The following is a 17012-nucleotide window of genomic DNA, read 5'->3' as shown; positions in this document are numbered from 1 at the left end:
ATCAGCGCCGCCCCCTGCCGGCCTGGCGGGCAATGGCATCGGCGGCGGCGGCCCGGCTGCGGATGGCCGTCTCGATCTCGACGCCATAGCGGTCGGCTAGTGCGACGGTATCCTTCAGCACCGCCTCCCTGCGGCGATGCGAGACAGTGTCGCGCGGTTCGTCGCGGCCGACGCGCGCGACATAAAGTATCTTGACCCGCGCACCCGTGACCGCTGCAATCGCCAGTGCCATTTCGGCACCCCGGCGGGCGATCGCGGTGCCGTTGACCGGAACCAGAATCTTCCCGCCTTCAGGTCCTAGCCTTGGCATCTGGCGGCCGGCGCCGGTCGCCTTCAGCACCAGGCATAGCGGGCCCTCGAAGGCGCCGGCGATCTCGTTGATGCGGCGGGCAAACCCACCTTTAGACGTGACCGCGCGGCCGAGCCCGATCAGCAGCAGCCCATAGCCTTTGCGCGCCTCCTTGGCAACCGTTTCGGCCGAAAGCTCGGCCTCGTGGCGCCGCGTGACAGGCGCCGCGCGGGCCAGCTCCTCGTCCGAACTCCTGGCGGCCTCGCGGCTGTCCTCGGCACCCTTTTCGATCGGCTCGAGCTTCGCATCCGTGCCGGGCTCGGCCTCCTCCCCCTCGCCTCGGGCATGCAGCACCGTCGTCGGCCTGCCGGCGCCCACGACTCCGGCGAGGTAAGCAGCAAAGCGGCCGACAACGCCCTCATCGGTCACCACCAGCAGTCGTTCCAGATTGGCGATGAAGCCGCGTTGGTCGATCTCCTCGCGCTCCAGACGCTTCTTCTCGTTCTCGCCCATCGGCAAGCGGCCGAGTGCCCAACGCAAGGTCGGCGGCATGGCGAGCGTGGTGATGACGGCCATGGTCACGATCATGGTGAAAAGATTGTGCGACAGAACGCCGATCGACAGGCCAATCGAGGCGACGATGACTTCGGTCGAGCCGCGCGCGTTCATGCCGCAACCGACGGCGATGCCTTCCTTGCGGCTCATGCCGGCAAGCTCGGCGCCGATGAAGGCGCCGGCGAATTTGCCGAAGCTGGCGATCAGCACCAAAGCGGCCGTGAGTAGCGCAAGCTCGTGGTCGACAAGCACGGTGAGATCCGCCGAAAGGCCGGCGACGCCGAAGAAAACCGGCATGAACAGCGCCATGATGACGCCGCGCAATTGCCCTTCGATATGACGCGACAGGATCGGCGATTCCCCAACCAGTATGCCCGCGACGAAGGCGCCGAGCACGGTGTGGACGCCGATCAGATCGGTGATCAGCGCCATTGCGCCCATGATGGCGAGAATGACGGTGACGACGGCGTATTCGCTGCGGAACGTATCGTTGGTCCAGCGGATGGCGTCGAAGACGATGCGGCGGCCAATCGTGAAGGAAAACCCCATGAAGGCGGCGACGCCGACAATGGTGAAGGCAAGGCTGCCGAGCTCGATGCGCCCCTTGGTGGCGATGCCGATGGTGATGGCGATGATCACCCAGCCGATCGTGTCCTCGATGATGGCCGACGAGACGATGGTCTGACCGAGATCGCGGCGCATGAAGTTCATCTCGCGCACCACCATGGCGACGATCTTGACCGAGGAGATCGACAGCGCCGTGCCGAGGAAGAGACCGGCGACAATGCGCTCGGTTCCGTCGGCCAGCAGCGAGGCCGGCATGAACTGCGCGGCGGTGAAGCCGAGCGCGAAAGGCACGGCGACGCCCGCGGCGGAGATGGAAAAGCACGCACGGCCGACCCTGCGCACCAGCCGCAGATCCGTCTCCATCCCGGTGAGCAACAGAAGCATCAACACGCCGAGCTGGGCGATGGCGCTGATCATGCTCTTTTGGGTGGCGTCGCCTGAAAAGATCACGCGTTCTGCTTCCGGCAATAGCCAGCCGAGCAGCGATGGCCCGAGCAGGATGCCGCCGATGAGCTGACCCATCACCGCCGGCTGGCCGAGACGCTCCAGCAACTCGCCGATGCCGCGGCCGACGAGAAGCAAAAGGAGGATTTCGAGAACGAAAATGCCCTCGCTGGACATGCCGGTCTTTTCGGCTGCCAACGATGCGGCCGGCATGAATGCGAAAGCTGCCGCGGCAAGCGCGACCGACCGGCGCCGGTTGACCACGAAGGACATGCACCCCCTCATTGTGTGCCCGGTATAACGTTTTGAGGGCGAGATCGGTTGCACGCCACGCTCCCTTGGCGCGCCGCAGGTTCCTCCTTACCTGAATCGCATAACGGGCCTATCTGACTGCGGATAAACCGCCGAGACCCGGGCCGGCGACGGAACATTTTCAACCGATTGCGCGTTGCGCGGATGGGGATGACCGGCGTCGTTTCGGCCGGCCATGGCGTTGGGAGGCGCGTGGCAAGGGATGTCCCAGGTCAAGACCGTGAAAACCGACGAAGCGGCTGCAGCGCCGCGGGCCTCTGATGCGTTCGCGCTGAAGCTCACCTCATCGGAATTCGTGGCCACCATGTCGCATTTCCACCGCGCCGAAATCGCCCGCATGGCCGGCTGGCGCGACCGGCTGGACCGTACCAGCAACTGGGCGATTACTGTCGTCGCCGCCATGCTCTCAGTCTCACTCTCGACGCCCAGCGCCCATCACGGGGTGCTGCTCTTTGCCATGCTGCTGACCACGCTGCTGCTATGGATCGAGGCGCGGCGCTATCGTTTCTTCGACGTCTACCGGGCCAGGGTGCGCCAGTTCGAGCGCTATTATTTCGCGCAGATCTTCTCGCCGCAGCCCGACTACGCCTCCAACTGGCTGGCCATCGTCGGCGAAGGCCTGCGTTCGCCGCGCTTCCTGATCTCGCAACGCGCGGCGTTGGTGCGCCGGCTGCGCCGCAACTACATTTTCATGTACACGATCCTGATGCTGGCGTGGGTGCTGAAGATCACGACGCCCAGTCTGCAGCGCGAAAGGTCGCCGATAGGCTTGGGCGCGTCATTTCTCGACGCCGCGCGCGTGGCGCAGCTCGGCCCGGTTCCAGGCATCTATGTCGTGTGCATGGTCGGGCTGTTCTATGTCGGCCTACTCGCAGCCGCTTTCCTCATCTCAAGCGACGAGGGCGAGCTTTCGCATGGCACCGTGCATGTCTGAGAGCGGCCTCGAAAAGCGCAATCTGCCGCGGTGATCTTCAGCAGACATTGTCGACCATCAGAGCGGTCGCTTCCGACCGGCTTGCGGCTTCCTCAACCGGAAGCCGTGCGCGATGGCGCTTGTAGGCGGTGAGCGCGATGACCAGCACGCAGCATACGGCGTTCAGCCAGTTGATCGCCGCCAGAGCGGGATCGTTCAGATTGATGTGGGCGTAGAGTCCCGTCGTGGCGTTGGCGCCTGTCCACAACAGCCAGGTCGCGTAGGAAATCGCCGACGCCCCGTGCCTGTCCCGGGCCACCCGCACGATCTGCGGCAGGTAGGACACCACGCGCAAGCCATTGAAAATAGTGAAGAGATAAAAAGACAGATCTGCAAGTGTCATCCGAAACCCCTGTCATGGCCGGACGTCCCATAGCGTTCCTTGCAGTGGCGGCATGTGAGCCCGTTCACATGCCGGCTTCGATTTTCCTGTTGCGGCCCGGCACCCGGATTCTTTCGCCATGTGGGCGTTCGCCGTGAGCCAGCCCGACGAGGTCGACATGAACCAGATCCTGTTTCGGCCGACGGCGCGGGAGTACTAAACAGATCTCGTGCTTGGGCAAAGTTCGGGTTGACCGCTGCCAAGAGCGCGGCGACTATCCCTGCAACGTGCAGGAGGACATGAGAATGGACGAACCCGATCGCTGGCGGCACATGGCGAGCGCGCCCAAGGACGGCAGCCGCATCCTGGTCACGGTCAGGCCATCGGAACAGGGGCCGGCCGAGGTCGACCTCGCTTACTGGTCGCGCGCCGACCAGTTCGGCACGGAGGGCTGGCGCTCTTCCGATTCGTCGCCAGGACGGGTGATCGAATACCCCGAACCGGAGTTGAAATGCTGGATGCCGCTGCCGACGGCCAATCTGAGCCGGGCTTCAATGCCAAGTCCGTGGCAAGGCGAAGACGTCCCGCTGCTCGACGGCTCCGGGATATGATCTCGGCGGGACGTTTCGCACCATAAAGCGAACGCCGCCGGCCGCGGCCTTATACGCTGCCGGCCGATCTGGGCCGGCGCACCGATCGCACCACGCCGCCGGGGCCGCTGCCGCAGAAGAAGCGGTCGCCGCCGTCGGATTCGAGCCCGGAAACGCCCACCCCTGCCGGCATGTCGAGCCGTTCCAGCACCTTTCCGCTTTGCGGATCGACGCGCCGGACATCGCTCTGGTCGCCTTCCCAGGTGCCGTGCCAGAGCTCGCCATCGACCCAGGTCACTCCGGTGACGAAGCGGTTCGAGTCGATGGTCCGCAGGATTTTCCCGGTCTCGGGATCGATCTGGTGGATCTTGCGCTCCCGGTTCTGCCCCACCCAGAGCGTGCCCTCGGCCCAGGTCATGCCGGAATCGCGGCCGCCGCCGGGCGCCGGGATGGTGGAGAGCACCTTGCCGGTATCCGGGTCGATCTTCTGGATGCGGTCACCGGCGAGCTGAAACAGATGCCGGCCGTCATAGGCGGTGCCGGCATGGGCGGCGACATCGATCGAGCGCAGCGTCTCACCGCTTGCCGGATCGAAGGCGGTCAGCCGCTCGCCCGTCGCAAACCAGACATTCTGTCCGTCGAAGCTCACGCCGTGCACGGTGTCGACATCAGGAAAGGGCCCGTATTCGCGCAGGATTTCCGCTGCTGAATGTTTCATGTCCTGGTCCTCGATCATGGTCACCTTTCCTAGCCGTTCGGCAGCGGCGACGGGAGTAACAAGGTGGTCGTGAAACCAGCGACCGGTGGCGTCATCCAGCGCCGCGCCCGGCCGTGGCCGAAGGACTGCACTTTGCCGGTCTCGGCCAACTGCTCGAGCGCCCGCTGTACGCTGCGCTGTCCGGCGCCCAGCGCCAGCGCCAACGCCGAGCTGGCCCAGGATTCACCATCGGCCAGGAAGGCCAGCACCGCGGCGTGCCGCTCCTCGATCGGCCGCGCCAGCACCGCCACGGAGCCTGCTTCGCGCGGCTTTAGCGCAAAGCCCTGGCTGGTCGCGCCGATGCCCGCCAGCGGCCGCAATTCGGCGCGCAGCCGGCCGATCTCGACCCGCAGCCTGGCGCGATGCGATTCATCGGCATGCCGGCCGCCAAAGGCGCGGGCAATCAGCGTCGCCCTCGGCACATCCGCCGGCCAGGCTACGGCAAGCGCGCGCGCCAGCGCAAACAGCACCGGCCGCGTTGCTAGCGAGATCGTTGTTTCCTGCTTGTGCACGATATAGCGGAACGTATCGACGACCAGCGCGCGCGACGCCTGCAGCGCCTCGACCTCTTCGAGCAACAGCGGATGCTCCTCGCCGCCTGCGATCAGCCGCGCCGCCGGCGTCTCCAGCGCCAGGAAGGCGCTGTCGACCTCCGCCATGAGACCCGGAATGCCGGCCCGGCGGGCGGCATGGCGCGCCCACTCAAGGGCTGCGCGCGCGGCCTTCGTCTTCAGGCGCCGCATGGCGATGCCGGCAACCGCGAGTTCATGCGCGGCGCGTGAGGCCGGCGGAAGCGGCGACGGATCGAGCCCAGCCAGCACGTCTTCAGCCTCGTCGAGGCGGCCGATCAGCAGCAGGCGGCGCACTTTGAGATGCCCGGCATGCGCCGCGTTCAGCCGGTCGCCATGCTTTTCCAATGTCGACCGCGCCGCGTCGAGCGCCTTGGACGGCCAGCCGAGATCACGCGAAACAAGCGCGATCTCGGCTTCGGCGACAACGCACCTGGCGCGCGCCACCGCCTCCTTTGGACCGAAGGCACGGCCGGCCCTACGCAACAGTACTTTGGCGCGATCGAAATCGCCGAGCTGCGCCATGGCAATGCCGCGCAACGCCAGCGCCGGGGCATCCTCGCGCAAGGCGACGCGGTCGAGTGCCGCCAGCGGATTGCCCGCCGCCAGCGCCAGCCCTGCCGCGGTGATCAGCGAGTCCATGCAAATCCCGTCACATTTGTAACTCCCACCGCTCCCCTTACCGGCCCTAACTTAAGTCACCACCGCCAAGCAGCAAGCCGCGGACGGCGACCTAGCCATCTGGACTGGTTGAAGACGCCTAGGCCTGCGTTGACGGCAATATTCGCATTCGCTAGCCTGAGCATCTCAGACAGTCGTATTAAGCTTCTCAATAGGGAAAATCCGACCATGCCTGCTTCCGAGGACTTCGAGCCCACCGTGCGGCCTCGCCACCCCTGCTGCGGTGGCCCGCCTGCAAATGCCGTCACATTTGTAACTCCGCCCTCGCCGCCTCGCGGCCCTAGCCTGCCTCACGATCAACAGTCAACGACAAGCCACAACGGCTCAACAACTGGCAAAGGAAACAAAGCAATGACCAAGCACGTGGCAATGAAGACCCCACCGGTCGTTTCAAGGCAGGAATGGGAAGCCGAGCGCGAAAAGATGCTGGTGAAGGAAAAGGCAACGATGCGCGCCAGGGACGCGCTGTCGGCCGAGCGCCGGCGCATGCCATGGATGGAAGTAGACAAGGCCTATGTGTTTGAAGGTCCCAACGGCAAAGCGAGCCTGCTCGATTTGTTCGAGGGCCGGCGGCAGTTGATCGTCTACCGCGCCTTCTACGAACCCGGCGTCCACGGCTGGCCCGAGCATGCCTGCCGCGGCTGTTCGCTCGGCGCCGACCAGGTCGGCCATCTCGCCCATCTCAACGCCCGCAACACCACGCTTGCCTATGCCTCCCGCGCGCCGCAGGCCGACATTGCCAGCTTGAAGCAGCGGATGGGTTGGGAGATGCCCTGGTACACAATCACCGACAGTTTCGACAAGGATTTCGGCGTCGACGAATGGCACGGCCACAACGTGTTCATCCAGGACGGCAAGAAAGTGTATCGCACGTACTTCATCAACAACCGCGGCGACGAGCAGATGGGCACGGTCTGGAGCTACCTCGACGCAACGCCGCTCGGCCGCCAGGAAATCTGGGAGGATTCGCCCGAAGGCTATCCGCAGACCGAGCTCTACAGCTGGTGGAACTGGCACGACAATTACGACGCCGCACCCGACAAGACGTGGGAGGAAGTGTCGGCGGCCGGCGAAGCCGCGTTCCGCAACAAGGACGGCAAGTAAGGACCTGGAGCGGCGCCCATCCAGCTTGGTTTCCTGTCCCTCACGGGACAGGAAACCCGGGCATTGATCATCAAGGGATTACGACCATGAGCGATATCGGCACAGGCACCGGCAGTGAGGTCCCTCAACGCTCCGATGCAGTTTCTCTCCGCACCGCCGACTGGCTGTGCCTCGCCGCGGCCCCTGTTTTCGCCGTGATGGCGCTGCTTACCTGCATTCACGCTGGCGACGGCGTCATGTCGTGCCTGGGGGCCGATGCCTCCCCGCTCACCGGCATGCCGCTGATGTATCTCTTGATGAGCGCCGTCCATCTGGCGCCTTGGCTGCGCGTGATTTCCGGCCGGCCGGTCCGGCGATAGGCTGGACCGCCGCCGCCATTCTACCGCTCTTTACGTCGGAGAGAGACAATGAAGCTGGTCAGGCTGAGAGCGCCGGGCGGGTTGGACAAGCTCGACCTGGTCGAGGAGGATCAGCCCCGGCCTGGGCCGGGCGAAATGCTGGTCAGGATTCGCGCCTGCGCGCTGAACATGCGCGACGATTTCGCCGTACAAGGCAAGGTGCCGCTCGCTGACGGCCGCGTGCCGCTGTCGGATGGTGCCGGCGAGGTGATCGCCATCGGCGATGGCGTCGACACGTTCAAGCCAGGCGACAGCGTCGTCAGTGTTTTCTACCCCTGGTGGCTGGCCGGCGACATGAGATCCGATATAAGCCGCGACATTCCCGGAGACAGTTTCGACGGCTTCGCCAGCGAGTATGTGTGCATGCCGGCGCAGGCCTTCACCAGGGCGCCGGCGGGCTATACGCATCTCGAGGCGGCAACGCTGACCTGCACGGGCGTCACGGCCTGGCGCGGCCTGGTGACATGCGGCAAGGTAAAGCCCGGCGACACCGTGCTGATCCTTGGCACCGGCAGCGTGTCATTGTTTGCGCTGCAATTTGCCAAGGCCGCCGGCGCAAGGGTCATCGCCACGTCGTCCGATGAAGAGAAGCTGGAGAAGCTCAGACGGCTCGGGGCCGACAGCGTCATCAACTACAAGGCGGTGCCGGAGTGGGGCGGCAAGGCCAGGGAACTGACGGACGGACTCGGCGTCGACCATGTGATCGAGGTCGGTGGACCGGCGACGCTGGCGCAGTCGATAGCGGCCTGCCGGACAGGTGGGCATATCGCACTCATCGGCGTCCTGACCGGCTTTGCAGCAGAAGTGTCAGTCCCGGCGCTGTTTTCAAACCAGATCCGCATCAGCGGGATTTCCATCGGCAGCAAAGCCGACCAGCAGGACATGATCCGTGCCATAGAGGTCAACCGCCTGAAGCCCGTCATCGACAGCAGCTTTCCACTGCAGGACATCGCCGCCGCCTTCAGGCATTACGAAGCGCAAAGGCATTTCGGCAAGATCTGCCTCGAGCTTTAGACCCTGCGATCGGCATTCCTACCCAGCGGCCGGCGCGAGCGTGCCGCTTGCCATCAGGCCCCACAGCTGATCGGCCGTCAGCTGTCTGGCCGAGCCGTCGTAGGCCACCCGGCCGAGGCTGAGCACCACGATCCTGTCGGCCAGCGCCCGCACTGTGGACAGGTCGTGCGTGACCAGGATGACGCCGGTGCCGCTGACGGCGATCGAACGGATCAGCTTGACGACCTGCGCGGTCTGCTTGACGCCGAGCGCGGCGGTAGGCTCGTCGAGGCAGATCAGCTTGACGTGATCGGCAAGCGCGCGGGCAATGGCGATGGACTGCCGCTGGCCGCCCGACAGCGAGCGCACCAGAACGTTTTCGTCGCGAAGCGTGACGCCCAGCGCGGCAAGCCGGGCACGACACTGCTCGGCGGCCTTTCGGTCGTCGCGAACCGGGAAGACACCGAGCCAACGCCGCGTTTCCTCACGCCCCAGGATCATGTTGTGGGCGACGCTGAGGTTCGGGCAGAGCGCCAAATCCTGATAGACGGTCTCCAGGCCGGCGCCGCGTGCATCCTGCGGGCTCCTGAAGGAAATCGGCTGGCCCTCGAGGGTCATCGCGCCGGCATCGGGCCGGATGGCGCCCGAAATAATCTTCACCAGCGTCGACTTGCCGGCGCCATTGTCGCCGAGCAGACAGACGATCTCGCCTTTGCCGACCGTGAAACTCGCCTCTTCCAATGCCGTCAGCGCGCCGTAGGATTTGCGGGCGCCGGCAATCGAGAATGCCGGACCTTGCGGGGCTTCTGCATTGCCCGCCGTCACGGCAGGGCCGGCTGAGGCGACGGCACCATTGTCCGCCACCGTGAAGTTGGTCGCGGCCGCCCGAGCTCGCCGGCCGCGAAAACCGATCGCAGCCTGATCGGCCACCAACGCCAGCAACAGCATGCTTCCCACCGAAATGGATTGCCACCATGATTGCAGGCCGACGAAGATCAATCCTGCATTGAGGATGCCGATGGTGGCAACACCGATGGCGATGCCGAGCGGCCTGCCGGAGCCGCCGGAAAACGCAACGCCGCCGAGAATTGCAGCGGTGAGCACGTCGAGCTCGAAGCGAACGCCGATGGTCGGCGTGATGCTGCCGAGACGGCCGGCGATCAGCACCGAGACCAGGCCGATCAGCAAGCCATTGGCGGCGTAGAGGCCAACCACCGTGCGCCCCACCGGAATGCCGCAGAGTTCGGCCGCGCGCGGGTCGCCGCCTATGGCGTAGAGCCTCAAGCCGGTGACCGTGCTGGTCAAAACAAAGGCTCCGATCACAAAGACCAGCGCGGCGATGATCACGGTGTACTGGATGCCGAAGATCTTGCCCCGCCCCAATTCGAGCAGAGCCTCGGGAAAACCATAGACCGCGGTGCTGGAGACAACGAAGGCAAGGCCGCCATAGAGCGCCAGCATCGCCAGCGTGACGATCAACGGCGAGATGCTCAGCCTGCGCACCAGCAGACCGTTGAGCAGACCGAGTAAAAGGCCCAGACCCAGGCCGACGCAGATTGCCAGCAGCGCGCTCTGCGTCGCCACCGCAACCTTGGCAGTGATGATGCCGATCAAGGCGACCATGCTGCCGATGGAGAGGTCGACATAGCCGGCGATCAGCAGCGCGGAGGTGCCGAGCACGGCGATCAGGATCGAGGTCGAGTTGACGCCGATGACGACGAAATTGTCGAGGCTGAAGAACGATTTGTTCAACAGCGAGAAGGCGATGATCAAGCCCAGCGCGACCAGCGCCAGCCCGATGCGGCCAGACGCTTCGCCCGGCGCCTTGACGCCCGGCAGCAAGGATGAAAACCGGCCCGTTTGCAGCGGTGTCGTCCCCGTTCGAAGGCTGTCTGTGCTCATGCTTGCCTCTGACTGAAGCGGGCGGTTTCAGGTCAGGCTGACCCGCCCGTATCGCGCGGGAAAAACAGGCGCTACTTTGCCTCGGATGACCAGGGGAAATTCACATACTGGTCGCGCGTATCGTAGCAAATGTTGCCGTACATCCTGAGATAGATGTCGCGGCGCTTCGGGTCCTTGTAGACCGCGGCCGGATCGGCCACGTCGGCCTCGTATTGGGCCATGTAGTCGCTGGTCAGCGCCACGGGGAGGATATCCATCGCCTGCGGGATGCTCTTGCCCTCCAGCCAGTCGGCGGCGTGCTGCCCCATGGCATAAGCGAAGACCGGCGACGCCAGGCTGATGCTTGCCTTGTAGGGACCGCCGCCTTTCTTGATCGCGGCGACCGCCTCCGGCTCGCCGTCGATGCCGCCAAGGAACTGGTCCGGCCGCGCCTTGCCCGCCGCTTCCAGCGCAGCCAGCGCGCCGAGCACGACGGTGTCGGCGCCGAGCACGACATCGACGTCGGGATGGGCCTGGAGAATAGTGCTCATCGTGGCAAAGCCGCCTTCCTTGTTGACGGGATTGGGCGAGATGTCGGCGACGATGGTGACGCCTGGCATAGCCTTGAAGATCTCGCGCATGGCGGCAAAGCGCGGCGCCAGGAATTCCATGCTGTCATGCGACAGGATGACGACATTGGCCTTGCCGCCGAGCTTGTCCTTTATGTAGGCCGCGGCCGCTTCGGCCAGCACCTTGCCGGTCTCGTATTGCGGCGCGTTGAGCAGCGACGTCGCCGGCGGCGGCACGATGGTGCCGACATAGGCGCCCGACCAGATAAGCTCCTGCAGGCTGCGGCTCATCGAGGCCGGGTCCACGGGGGCTGCGACCAGACCGCCGATCTTGGAGGCGAGAAACAATTGCACCTGCTCGACCCCCTTGGCGGCGTCATTGTTGGCAAGCGCGCGGCGATATTCCAGGCCGCGATCCTTGGCGGCGGCGGCCAGGCCGCGGTCGACGCCCTGCATGAATTCACGCTCGTTGTCCTGCGCGAAGGCCAGCACCTTGCTCAGGCCGGGCGGTGGGCTGCAGGCCGGCGCCTTCGGGTCGAACGGCGCAAATACCGCCGGCTTGGTGAGCCCGGCCGGGCCGTCCTGCGCGCTTGCCAGGACGGTACCGCCCGCGAGCACAGCGGCAACGCCGAGCAGCGTCGCCAGCATCATGTTCCTGTCAGATCGCATTTTACTTCCTCCCTGTCGTTGATTGTTGCCGCGCTTCGTAAGCCTCGCGGTCGCTACTCTTCCCAGTCTCCCCAGATACCCACCTTCCCGCTTGCAAGTCAAAAGTTTTTCCAGTGGAATTAATTAATCAGAGATAGTCGGGTGGCTCGCCCACGCGATCACGCCTTGGCGATCAGCGGCTGGACGGCTTTGGCCAATTCCGTGCCGAGCACGCGATGCGCGTCGCTGTCGAGGTGAATGCCGTCTACCGCGCTCGATTCGACGACGTCGCCGGCGTTGAAGAACGCGGCGCCGGCGCGCCGGGCCGCATCGCGGAACAGGCCGGCAAAGTGCATCGACTTTGCGGCGCCGCCCAGGAACATCTGGCCGAACCAGTCGACCTCCAGCATCGGCGGCGGCGCTACTATCAGGACCGCGGGCGCCACGCCCGCGGGGCCAGCTTCGCTGCGCAGGACAATTCTGGCCAAGATCTCAATAGACCCAGCGACGTCGTTCGGCGTTACCGAGAACCTATGCTTGAGATCGTTGGTGCCGAGCATCAGGATGACGAGGTCGAGCGGCATATGCGTTTCCAGGCACACCGGGAGCGATTTGAGCCCGTTCTTGTGGAGACCTTCGATCGGATCGTCGTGCACGGTGGTGCGCCCGCCCTGCCCTTCTTCGATCACATCCCATCCGCTGCCGAGCTGGCGGCGCATGATGCCCGGCCAGCGCCGGTCGGGCGTGAAGCGGTGCCGTCCGACCCGGGCCAGGGTGGGAATGGCGCCATAGGTATTGGAATCGCCAAAGCACATGATGGTCCGGGTCTGCGTCACGGCATTGCTCCTCCAGGCCTGCATACTTTGAACGACAGCAGGCCGGCCGGCGTCAACTACATTTTTCCATCGGGTGGATTTAAGTGTTGCCTTGCCATGCCCGCATTGCTACGTCAGCGCTTTGATCGGCTCGCCTTGCGGCCAAACTCCTTGCGCAGGGGAAAGCGTGACCGGAACCAGCTTCTTCAGTCTCGAAAAGATCGCCGAGGGCCGCAGCGGCGGAACCACGCAGGCCGAGAGCCGCATCTACAACGAACGCCTGATCGTCTCGCTCATCCGCCGGCACGGGCAGCTGGCCAAGACCGATTTGACGCGGCTGACCGGGCTGGCCGCGCAAACCATCACCACCATCGTCAACCGCGCCGCCGACAACAAGCTGCTGCTGCGCCTGGAGCCTTTGCGCGGACGGCTGGGGCAACCCTCGGTTCCCTATGCGTTGAACCCGAAAGCCGCGTACGCCTTCGGCCTCAAGGTCGACCATCGCAGCGCCGATGTCGCCCTGGTCAATTTCGTCGGCGACGTGATGGCGTTCGAACGCACACTGTTCGACTACCCGACGCCCGTCGAGGTGATGAAATTCGCCAAGGGCGCCATCGCGCGCATGTGCCGCAAGCACAGATCGATAGAGCAAGACCGCATCGCGGGTCTTGGCATCGCCTCGCCATTCCATCAGTGGAACCTGAGCGAAGAGGGCGCGGTGCCGGCGAGCAGGCTGGATGCCTGGAGGGAAATCGACATTCGCGCCGAACTGGACCGGGCGTTCGACTGGCCGGTGTTCCTCTACAACGACGCCACGGTGTCGGCCGCGGCCGAACTGATGTTTGGCGCCGGCGGATCGCGCGCCGACTTTCTCTATGCCTATGTCGGGCACTTCATCGGCGGCGGCCTGGTGCTCGATCATCACTTGTTCCCCGGCCGCAACAAGCTGGCCGGGGCGCTGGGCGACATGCCGGTGCCCGCGCCGGGGCGCAAGGGCGACCGGATGACCCCGTTGCTGCGCGTCGCTTCGCTGCATTCGCTGGCCGGCAAGCTCAACGACCAGGACAATGGGGACGAGGGCGCCGGCCGCATCTGGTCGTCGCCCGACGATTGGGGCGACCTTGGAGAGCCGCTCACCGCGTGGATCGATGAGGTTTCGGACGGGCTTGCCTATGCCGCCCGCAGTGCCGTTGCCTTGCTCGACATCGACAATGTGGTGATCGATGGCGCCATACCGAATGGCGTGCGCAAGGAGATCGCCAAGGCCATGCGCAGAAAGCTGGCACGGATCCTTGCCGATCGTCCCGAGCCGTTCTCGGTCATCGAAGGGACGTTTGGCCATCTCGGTCCCGTCATCGGCGGCGCCAGCATTCCGCTGCTGGTCAAATATTCGAACGACAAGGACCTGCTCTTCAAGGAGTAGGGTTGCGGCTGGCCGCCCGGGCGGATCACCAAAACAGCGATCTGTGAGACTTGTCACATACCCGATCTCGAAGCGCGTGCTACTGCCACCCTACGGTCAACCAGCGCTGAAAGAAATCGGCTGCCATGGTCTGGCGGTGACGGGGCTTTCACTTTATCCTGTGGCAGGTTGCATACTCTTAACGGACCTCATGCCGCAGAATGCCTTCGTCGGCGTCAGGCGGCAGTTGCCAGGAGTTTTGCCATGCTCCGACTTTGTGGATTCATCGCGGTCTTCATCCTCGCCGGCCTCACGACGTTCGAAGCCTGCGCCGATCGAAGGGTCGCGCTTGTTATCGGCAATTCCGAATACCGCAACATTCCGGCGCTGAAGAACCCGGCCAAGGATGCCCAGGATGTATCGGCCACATTCCGGCTGGCGGGGTTCGAGGTTTTCGTCGCCGAGAATCTCACCAAGCAGCAGTTCGAAGGCCAGTTCCGGGACTATCTGGCCGCCGCCGACGGCGCCGATCTCGCCGTCGTCTACTATTCCGGGCACGGCTTTCAGATCGGCGGCGAGAATTTCCTGATACCCGTCGACGCCTCGTTGAAGAAGGCGGCCGATATCGAGGTCCAGGCCATCAAGCTCAACGACGTGCTGGAGCAGTTGCGCTCGAAGTCGAAGATCCAGGTGATCATCCTCGATGCCTGCCGCAACAACCCCTTCCCGCGCAACAATTACTGGCTGCGCGACCAGCTTGTCACCGCCGGCAATACCGGGCTGGCGCAGGTGCGAAGCTCGCTCAACACGCTGATTGCCTTCGCCACCGAACCAGGTGCGGTCGCCTATGACGGCAGCGGCGACCTCAGCCCGTTTTCGTCGGCGTTTTCGCGGCGCGCGCTGGCGCCGAACCAGGAGATCCGCACGGTCATGTCGGCGGTGCGCCGCGATGTCGTGCAGGCCACCAACGGCATGCAGGTGCCCTGGGAAAATTCCTCGCTGATCGATGACGTGGTGCTGGTGCGCCGCAACAACCGGCCTTCGCTGCCGCCAGTGCTGGAGAAGGTAGTGCTCTCGGGGATCGGTCCTGTCGCTCTCGGCCTGCCGGAGCCGGTCGATGTCGATGGCGGCGCTATCAGCGTCAGCATCGAACGTCCGCCAGCAATGGGCCGTCTGGTGCTGGACGGCAAAGACGTCGCGGTGGGCGAACCGATCGCCGGCAAGGACCTGCCGCGCCTGCAGATGGATATCCCCAAAGGAGCCGCCACGCAGGACGAGGTGGATATGCTGGCCTACGCCACGCATGACAATTGGGGCGGCGGAAGCCAGGGCATATTGGTGTTCCGCGTCAAGAGCGGCGAAGGTGCGGCGGGTCAGCAGATCATGGCTTCGCTCGAGGCCGAGCAGAAGCAGCAGGTGCTGGAGCGCGGCATTCACATCACCGGCGCCGCCGAAGCGATCGAGAACCGCAAGCTTGATATTCCCGTCGGCGTCGGCCCGGTCGCGCTCAATCTGGATTTCCCGACCGACGATCCGGCGGTCAGCCTGAAGGTCTCGGGGTATCCGGCAACGGGAACGCTGTCATTGCCTGATCGAACCTTGTCGCCGCAATCCAGCCTTCTGGCCGGTGAAGTCGACCATCTCCGTTACGAGCCGCAGATCGGCGCCGGCGCGCCGGTCGAGGTCGGCTTCGAAATCCGCGCCGACAGCAGCTCGGCCAAGCCCGCGACTATGAAGCTGTCGCCGACGGTCGATGCCTGCGATACCGCCGCCGGCGAGCCTCTCGACCTGCAAGGTGTGGTGCCCGGCCTGCTGCCGAACGAGATCGGCGCCGGTGCGGTGGCGGCCTGCGAGGCCGCGGTGAAAACCTATCCCGATGTCGCCCGCTTCCGCTACGAGCTCGGCCGCGCCCTGCTTGCGGCAGGCCAGGTTAGAGAGGCCAGGACAGCCATCGAGGACGCCGCCAAGAAAGGCCATGTGCGCGCCGTCTTCGAACTCGGCTATCTCAACGCAACCGGAACCGGGACGGCCATCGACCGCACCCAGGCCAACGCTCTCTACAAGGCTGCCGCCGACAAGGGCGATCCTTACGGCATGACCTCGTGGGGACGCGCGCTGTTCAATGGCTATGGCGTCAACCGCGATACGGCCAAGGGCCTCGACCTGCTGCTCAAGGCGGCGGCCATGGGGCACACCTATGCCATGAACGATCTTGCCGCCATCTTCACCGAGGGCCGCAATGGCGTGCCTGCCGATCCGGCCCGCGCCGTCGCCTTCCTGCAAGCGGGGGTGCAGCGCCAGGACATGTATTCGATGAACCTGCTCGGCCGCAATTACCTCGCCGGCCAGGGCATCGACAAGAATCCGAAGACGGCGCAGGCGCTGTTCCAGCAGGCCACCGATCTTGGCCAGCCCTACGCTCCGGGCAGCCTCGCCCGCATGTACAGGGACGGCGTCGGCGTGCGCCAGGACCCGGCGGAAGCGCAAAGGCTGTTCGAACTGGCGACCACGCGCGGCGATCCGTCGAGCGCCTATGATCGCGCGGCGCTCGAAATGGCGAAAGGCGACAAGGCCGATCAGGCTGTCGCGGTGCGCTTCCTGGCATTCGCCGTCGCGCTCGATCTGCGCAAGGAGCTGCCGGACGCCAAAAAGGGCCTGGCGCAGTTCGGCACCAAGCCGAAAACGGCAGCTTTGGACGCCCTGCGTCGAGAGCTCAAGTCGAAGATCCCCCGTCCGGTTCGCTGGACACGCAACTGGTCAATGCGGCCCGGGGGTCTGGGAAGAAGCCAATCCGCGTCGGGATTTGTTCTGAACAATAAGGAGGCCATGGTGGGCAAGGCATTCAAGCAGACATTCATCGGGCAGGCATTCATCGGGATAATTCTATCCGGCGTTCTGGCCGGGCTCATGGGCTGCACCTCGGTGTCGCCGATGTTTGAGCCGGCACCGCCGGTGAAACATCGCAAGGTGGTTCGCGTAGCACCTCAGCCAAAGGTGGTCAGATACAAGAAGGCGACCACCGGCAAAGTGGTCAAGCCGGCCGAGGAGATCCCGCAAAAACCGCCCGTGATTCCTTCTCTCGGCGGCAGCGGAGGCGGCGGTGGGGCTGGCGGCGGCGGCTGGGGATGAGATCGTCGACCAAG

14 protein-coding genes are annotated in these 17012 nt (G+C 64.9%); 7 read left to right on the top strand and 7 right to left on the bottom strand.

Going from position 1 to position 17012, the window contains the following annotated elements:
• Nucleotide 1: 1 nt before the first annotated feature.
• Nucleotides 2–2128, bottom strand: a complete 2127-nt coding sequence (locus NLY44_RS02380) for a cation:proton antiporter domain-containing protein (protein ID WP_286456581.1) — start codon at nt 2126–2128, stop codon at nt 2–4.
• Nucleotides 2129–2369: 241 nt separating this feature from the next.
• On the opposite strand from NLY44_RS02380, the gene NLY44_RS02375 reads away from it, so the two are divergent.
• A complete protein-coding gene (locus tag NLY44_RS02375; RefSeq protein WP_023805573.1) occupies nt 2370–3101 on the top strand; it encodes a DUF2270 domain-containing protein in 732 nt (243 codons plus the stop codon).
• Nucleotides 3102–3138: 37 nt separating this feature from the next.
• On the opposite strand, the gene NLY44_RS02370 is transcribed toward NLY44_RS02375, so the two are convergent.
• The gene (locus tag NLY44_RS02370; RefSeq protein WP_023673886.1) at nt 3139–3483 is read right to left on the bottom strand and encodes a PQ-loop domain-containing transporter; all 345 of its coding nucleotides are present in this window, start codon (nt 3481–3483) and stop codon (nt 3139–3141) included.
• Nucleotides 3484–3767: 284 nt separating this feature from the next.
• Between NLY44_RS02370 and NLY44_RS02360 the strand changes: the two genes are divergently transcribed.
• Entirely contained in the window at nt 3768–4073 is a 306-nt protein-coding gene (locus NLY44_RS02360; RefSeq protein ID WP_023689804.1) for a hypothetical protein, read from the top strand.
• A gap of 49 nt (nt 4074–4122) precedes the next feature.
• On the opposite strand, the gene NLY44_RS02355 is transcribed toward NLY44_RS02360, so the two are convergent.
• Nucleotides 4123–4770 (bottom strand): Vgb family protein, encoded by a 648-nt coding sequence (locus tag NLY44_RS02355; RefSeq protein ID WP_023805574.1) that lies wholly within the window; start codon nt 4768–4770, stop codon nt 4123–4125.
• A 29-nt stretch (nt 4771–4799) separates the two neighbouring features.
• Entirely contained in the window at nt 4800–6020 is a 1221-nt protein-coding gene (locus NLY44_RS02350) for a hypothetical protein (RefSeq protein WP_023805575.1), read from the bottom strand.
• Between the two features lie 390 nt (nt 6021–6410).
• Here NLY44_RS02350 and NLY44_RS02345 point away from each other — a divergent pair, with 390 nt between their 5' ends.
• From NLY44_RS02345 to NLY44_RS02335, 3 genes are all read left to right on the top strand, one after another.
• On the top strand, nt 6411–7163 hold the full coding sequence (locus NLY44_RS02345; RefSeq protein WP_023695474.1) for a DUF899 domain-containing protein: 753 nt from the start codon (nt 6411–6413) through the stop codon (nt 7161–7163).
• Between the two features lie 86 nt (nt 7164–7249).
• On the top strand, nt 7250–7522 hold the full coding sequence (locus tag NLY44_RS02340) for a hypothetical protein (protein WP_023685488.1): 273 nt from the start codon (nt 7250–7252) through the stop codon (nt 7520–7522).
• Between the two features lie 48 nt (nt 7523–7570).
• Nucleotides 7571–8575, top strand: a complete 1005-nt coding sequence (locus NLY44_RS02335) for a zinc-dependent alcohol dehydrogenase family protein (RefSeq protein WP_023805576.1) — start codon at nt 7571–7573, stop codon at nt 8573–8575.
• Between the two features lie 18 nt (nt 8576–8593).
• On the opposite strand, the gene NLY44_RS02330 is transcribed toward NLY44_RS02335, so the two are convergent.
• The 3 genes from NLY44_RS02330 to NLY44_RS02320 all read right to left on the bottom strand — a co-directional run bounded on the left by NLY44_RS02330 (nt 8594) and on the right by NLY44_RS02320 (nt 12488).
• On the bottom strand, nt 8594–10456 hold the full coding sequence (locus tag NLY44_RS02330) for an ATP-binding cassette domain-containing protein (RefSeq protein WP_084013007.1): 1863 nt from the start codon (nt 10454–10456) through the stop codon (nt 8594–8596).
• 71 nt (nt 10457–10527) lie between these two features.
• Nucleotides 10528–11673, bottom strand: a complete 1146-nt coding sequence (locus NLY44_RS02325; RefSeq protein WP_032905142.1) for a sugar ABC transporter substrate-binding protein — start codon at nt 11671–11673, stop codon at nt 10528–10530.
• Between the two features lie 158 nt (nt 11674–11831).
• On the bottom strand, nt 11832–12488 hold the full coding sequence (locus NLY44_RS02320; RefSeq protein ID WP_023805579.1) for an SGNH/GDSL hydrolase family protein: 657 nt from the start codon (nt 12486–12488) through the stop codon (nt 11832–11834).
• Between the two features lie 166 nt (nt 12489–12654).
• Here NLY44_RS02320 and NLY44_RS02315 point away from each other — a divergent pair, with 166 nt between their 5' ends.
• Entirely contained in the window at nt 12655–13890 is a 1236-nt protein-coding gene (locus NLY44_RS02315; protein WP_023805580.1) for an ROK family protein, read from the top strand.
• A 243-nt stretch (nt 13891–14133) separates the two neighbouring features.
• On the top strand, nt 14134–16998 hold the full coding sequence (locus tag NLY44_RS02310) for a caspase family protein (protein ID WP_286456577.1): 2865 nt from the start codon (nt 14134–14136) through the stop codon (nt 16996–16998).
• The last annotated feature ends 14 nt before the right edge of the window (nt 16999–17012 follow it).

It is taken from the genome of Mesorhizobium sp. C089B (assembly GCF_030323125.1).
Classification (GTDB): domain Bacteria; phylum Pseudomonadota; class Alphaproteobacteria; order Rhizobiales; family Rhizobiaceae; genus Mesorhizobium.
The sequence above is the reverse complement of the archived record's forward strand: the minus strand, read 5'-3'. Positions and strand labels throughout refer to the sequence as shown.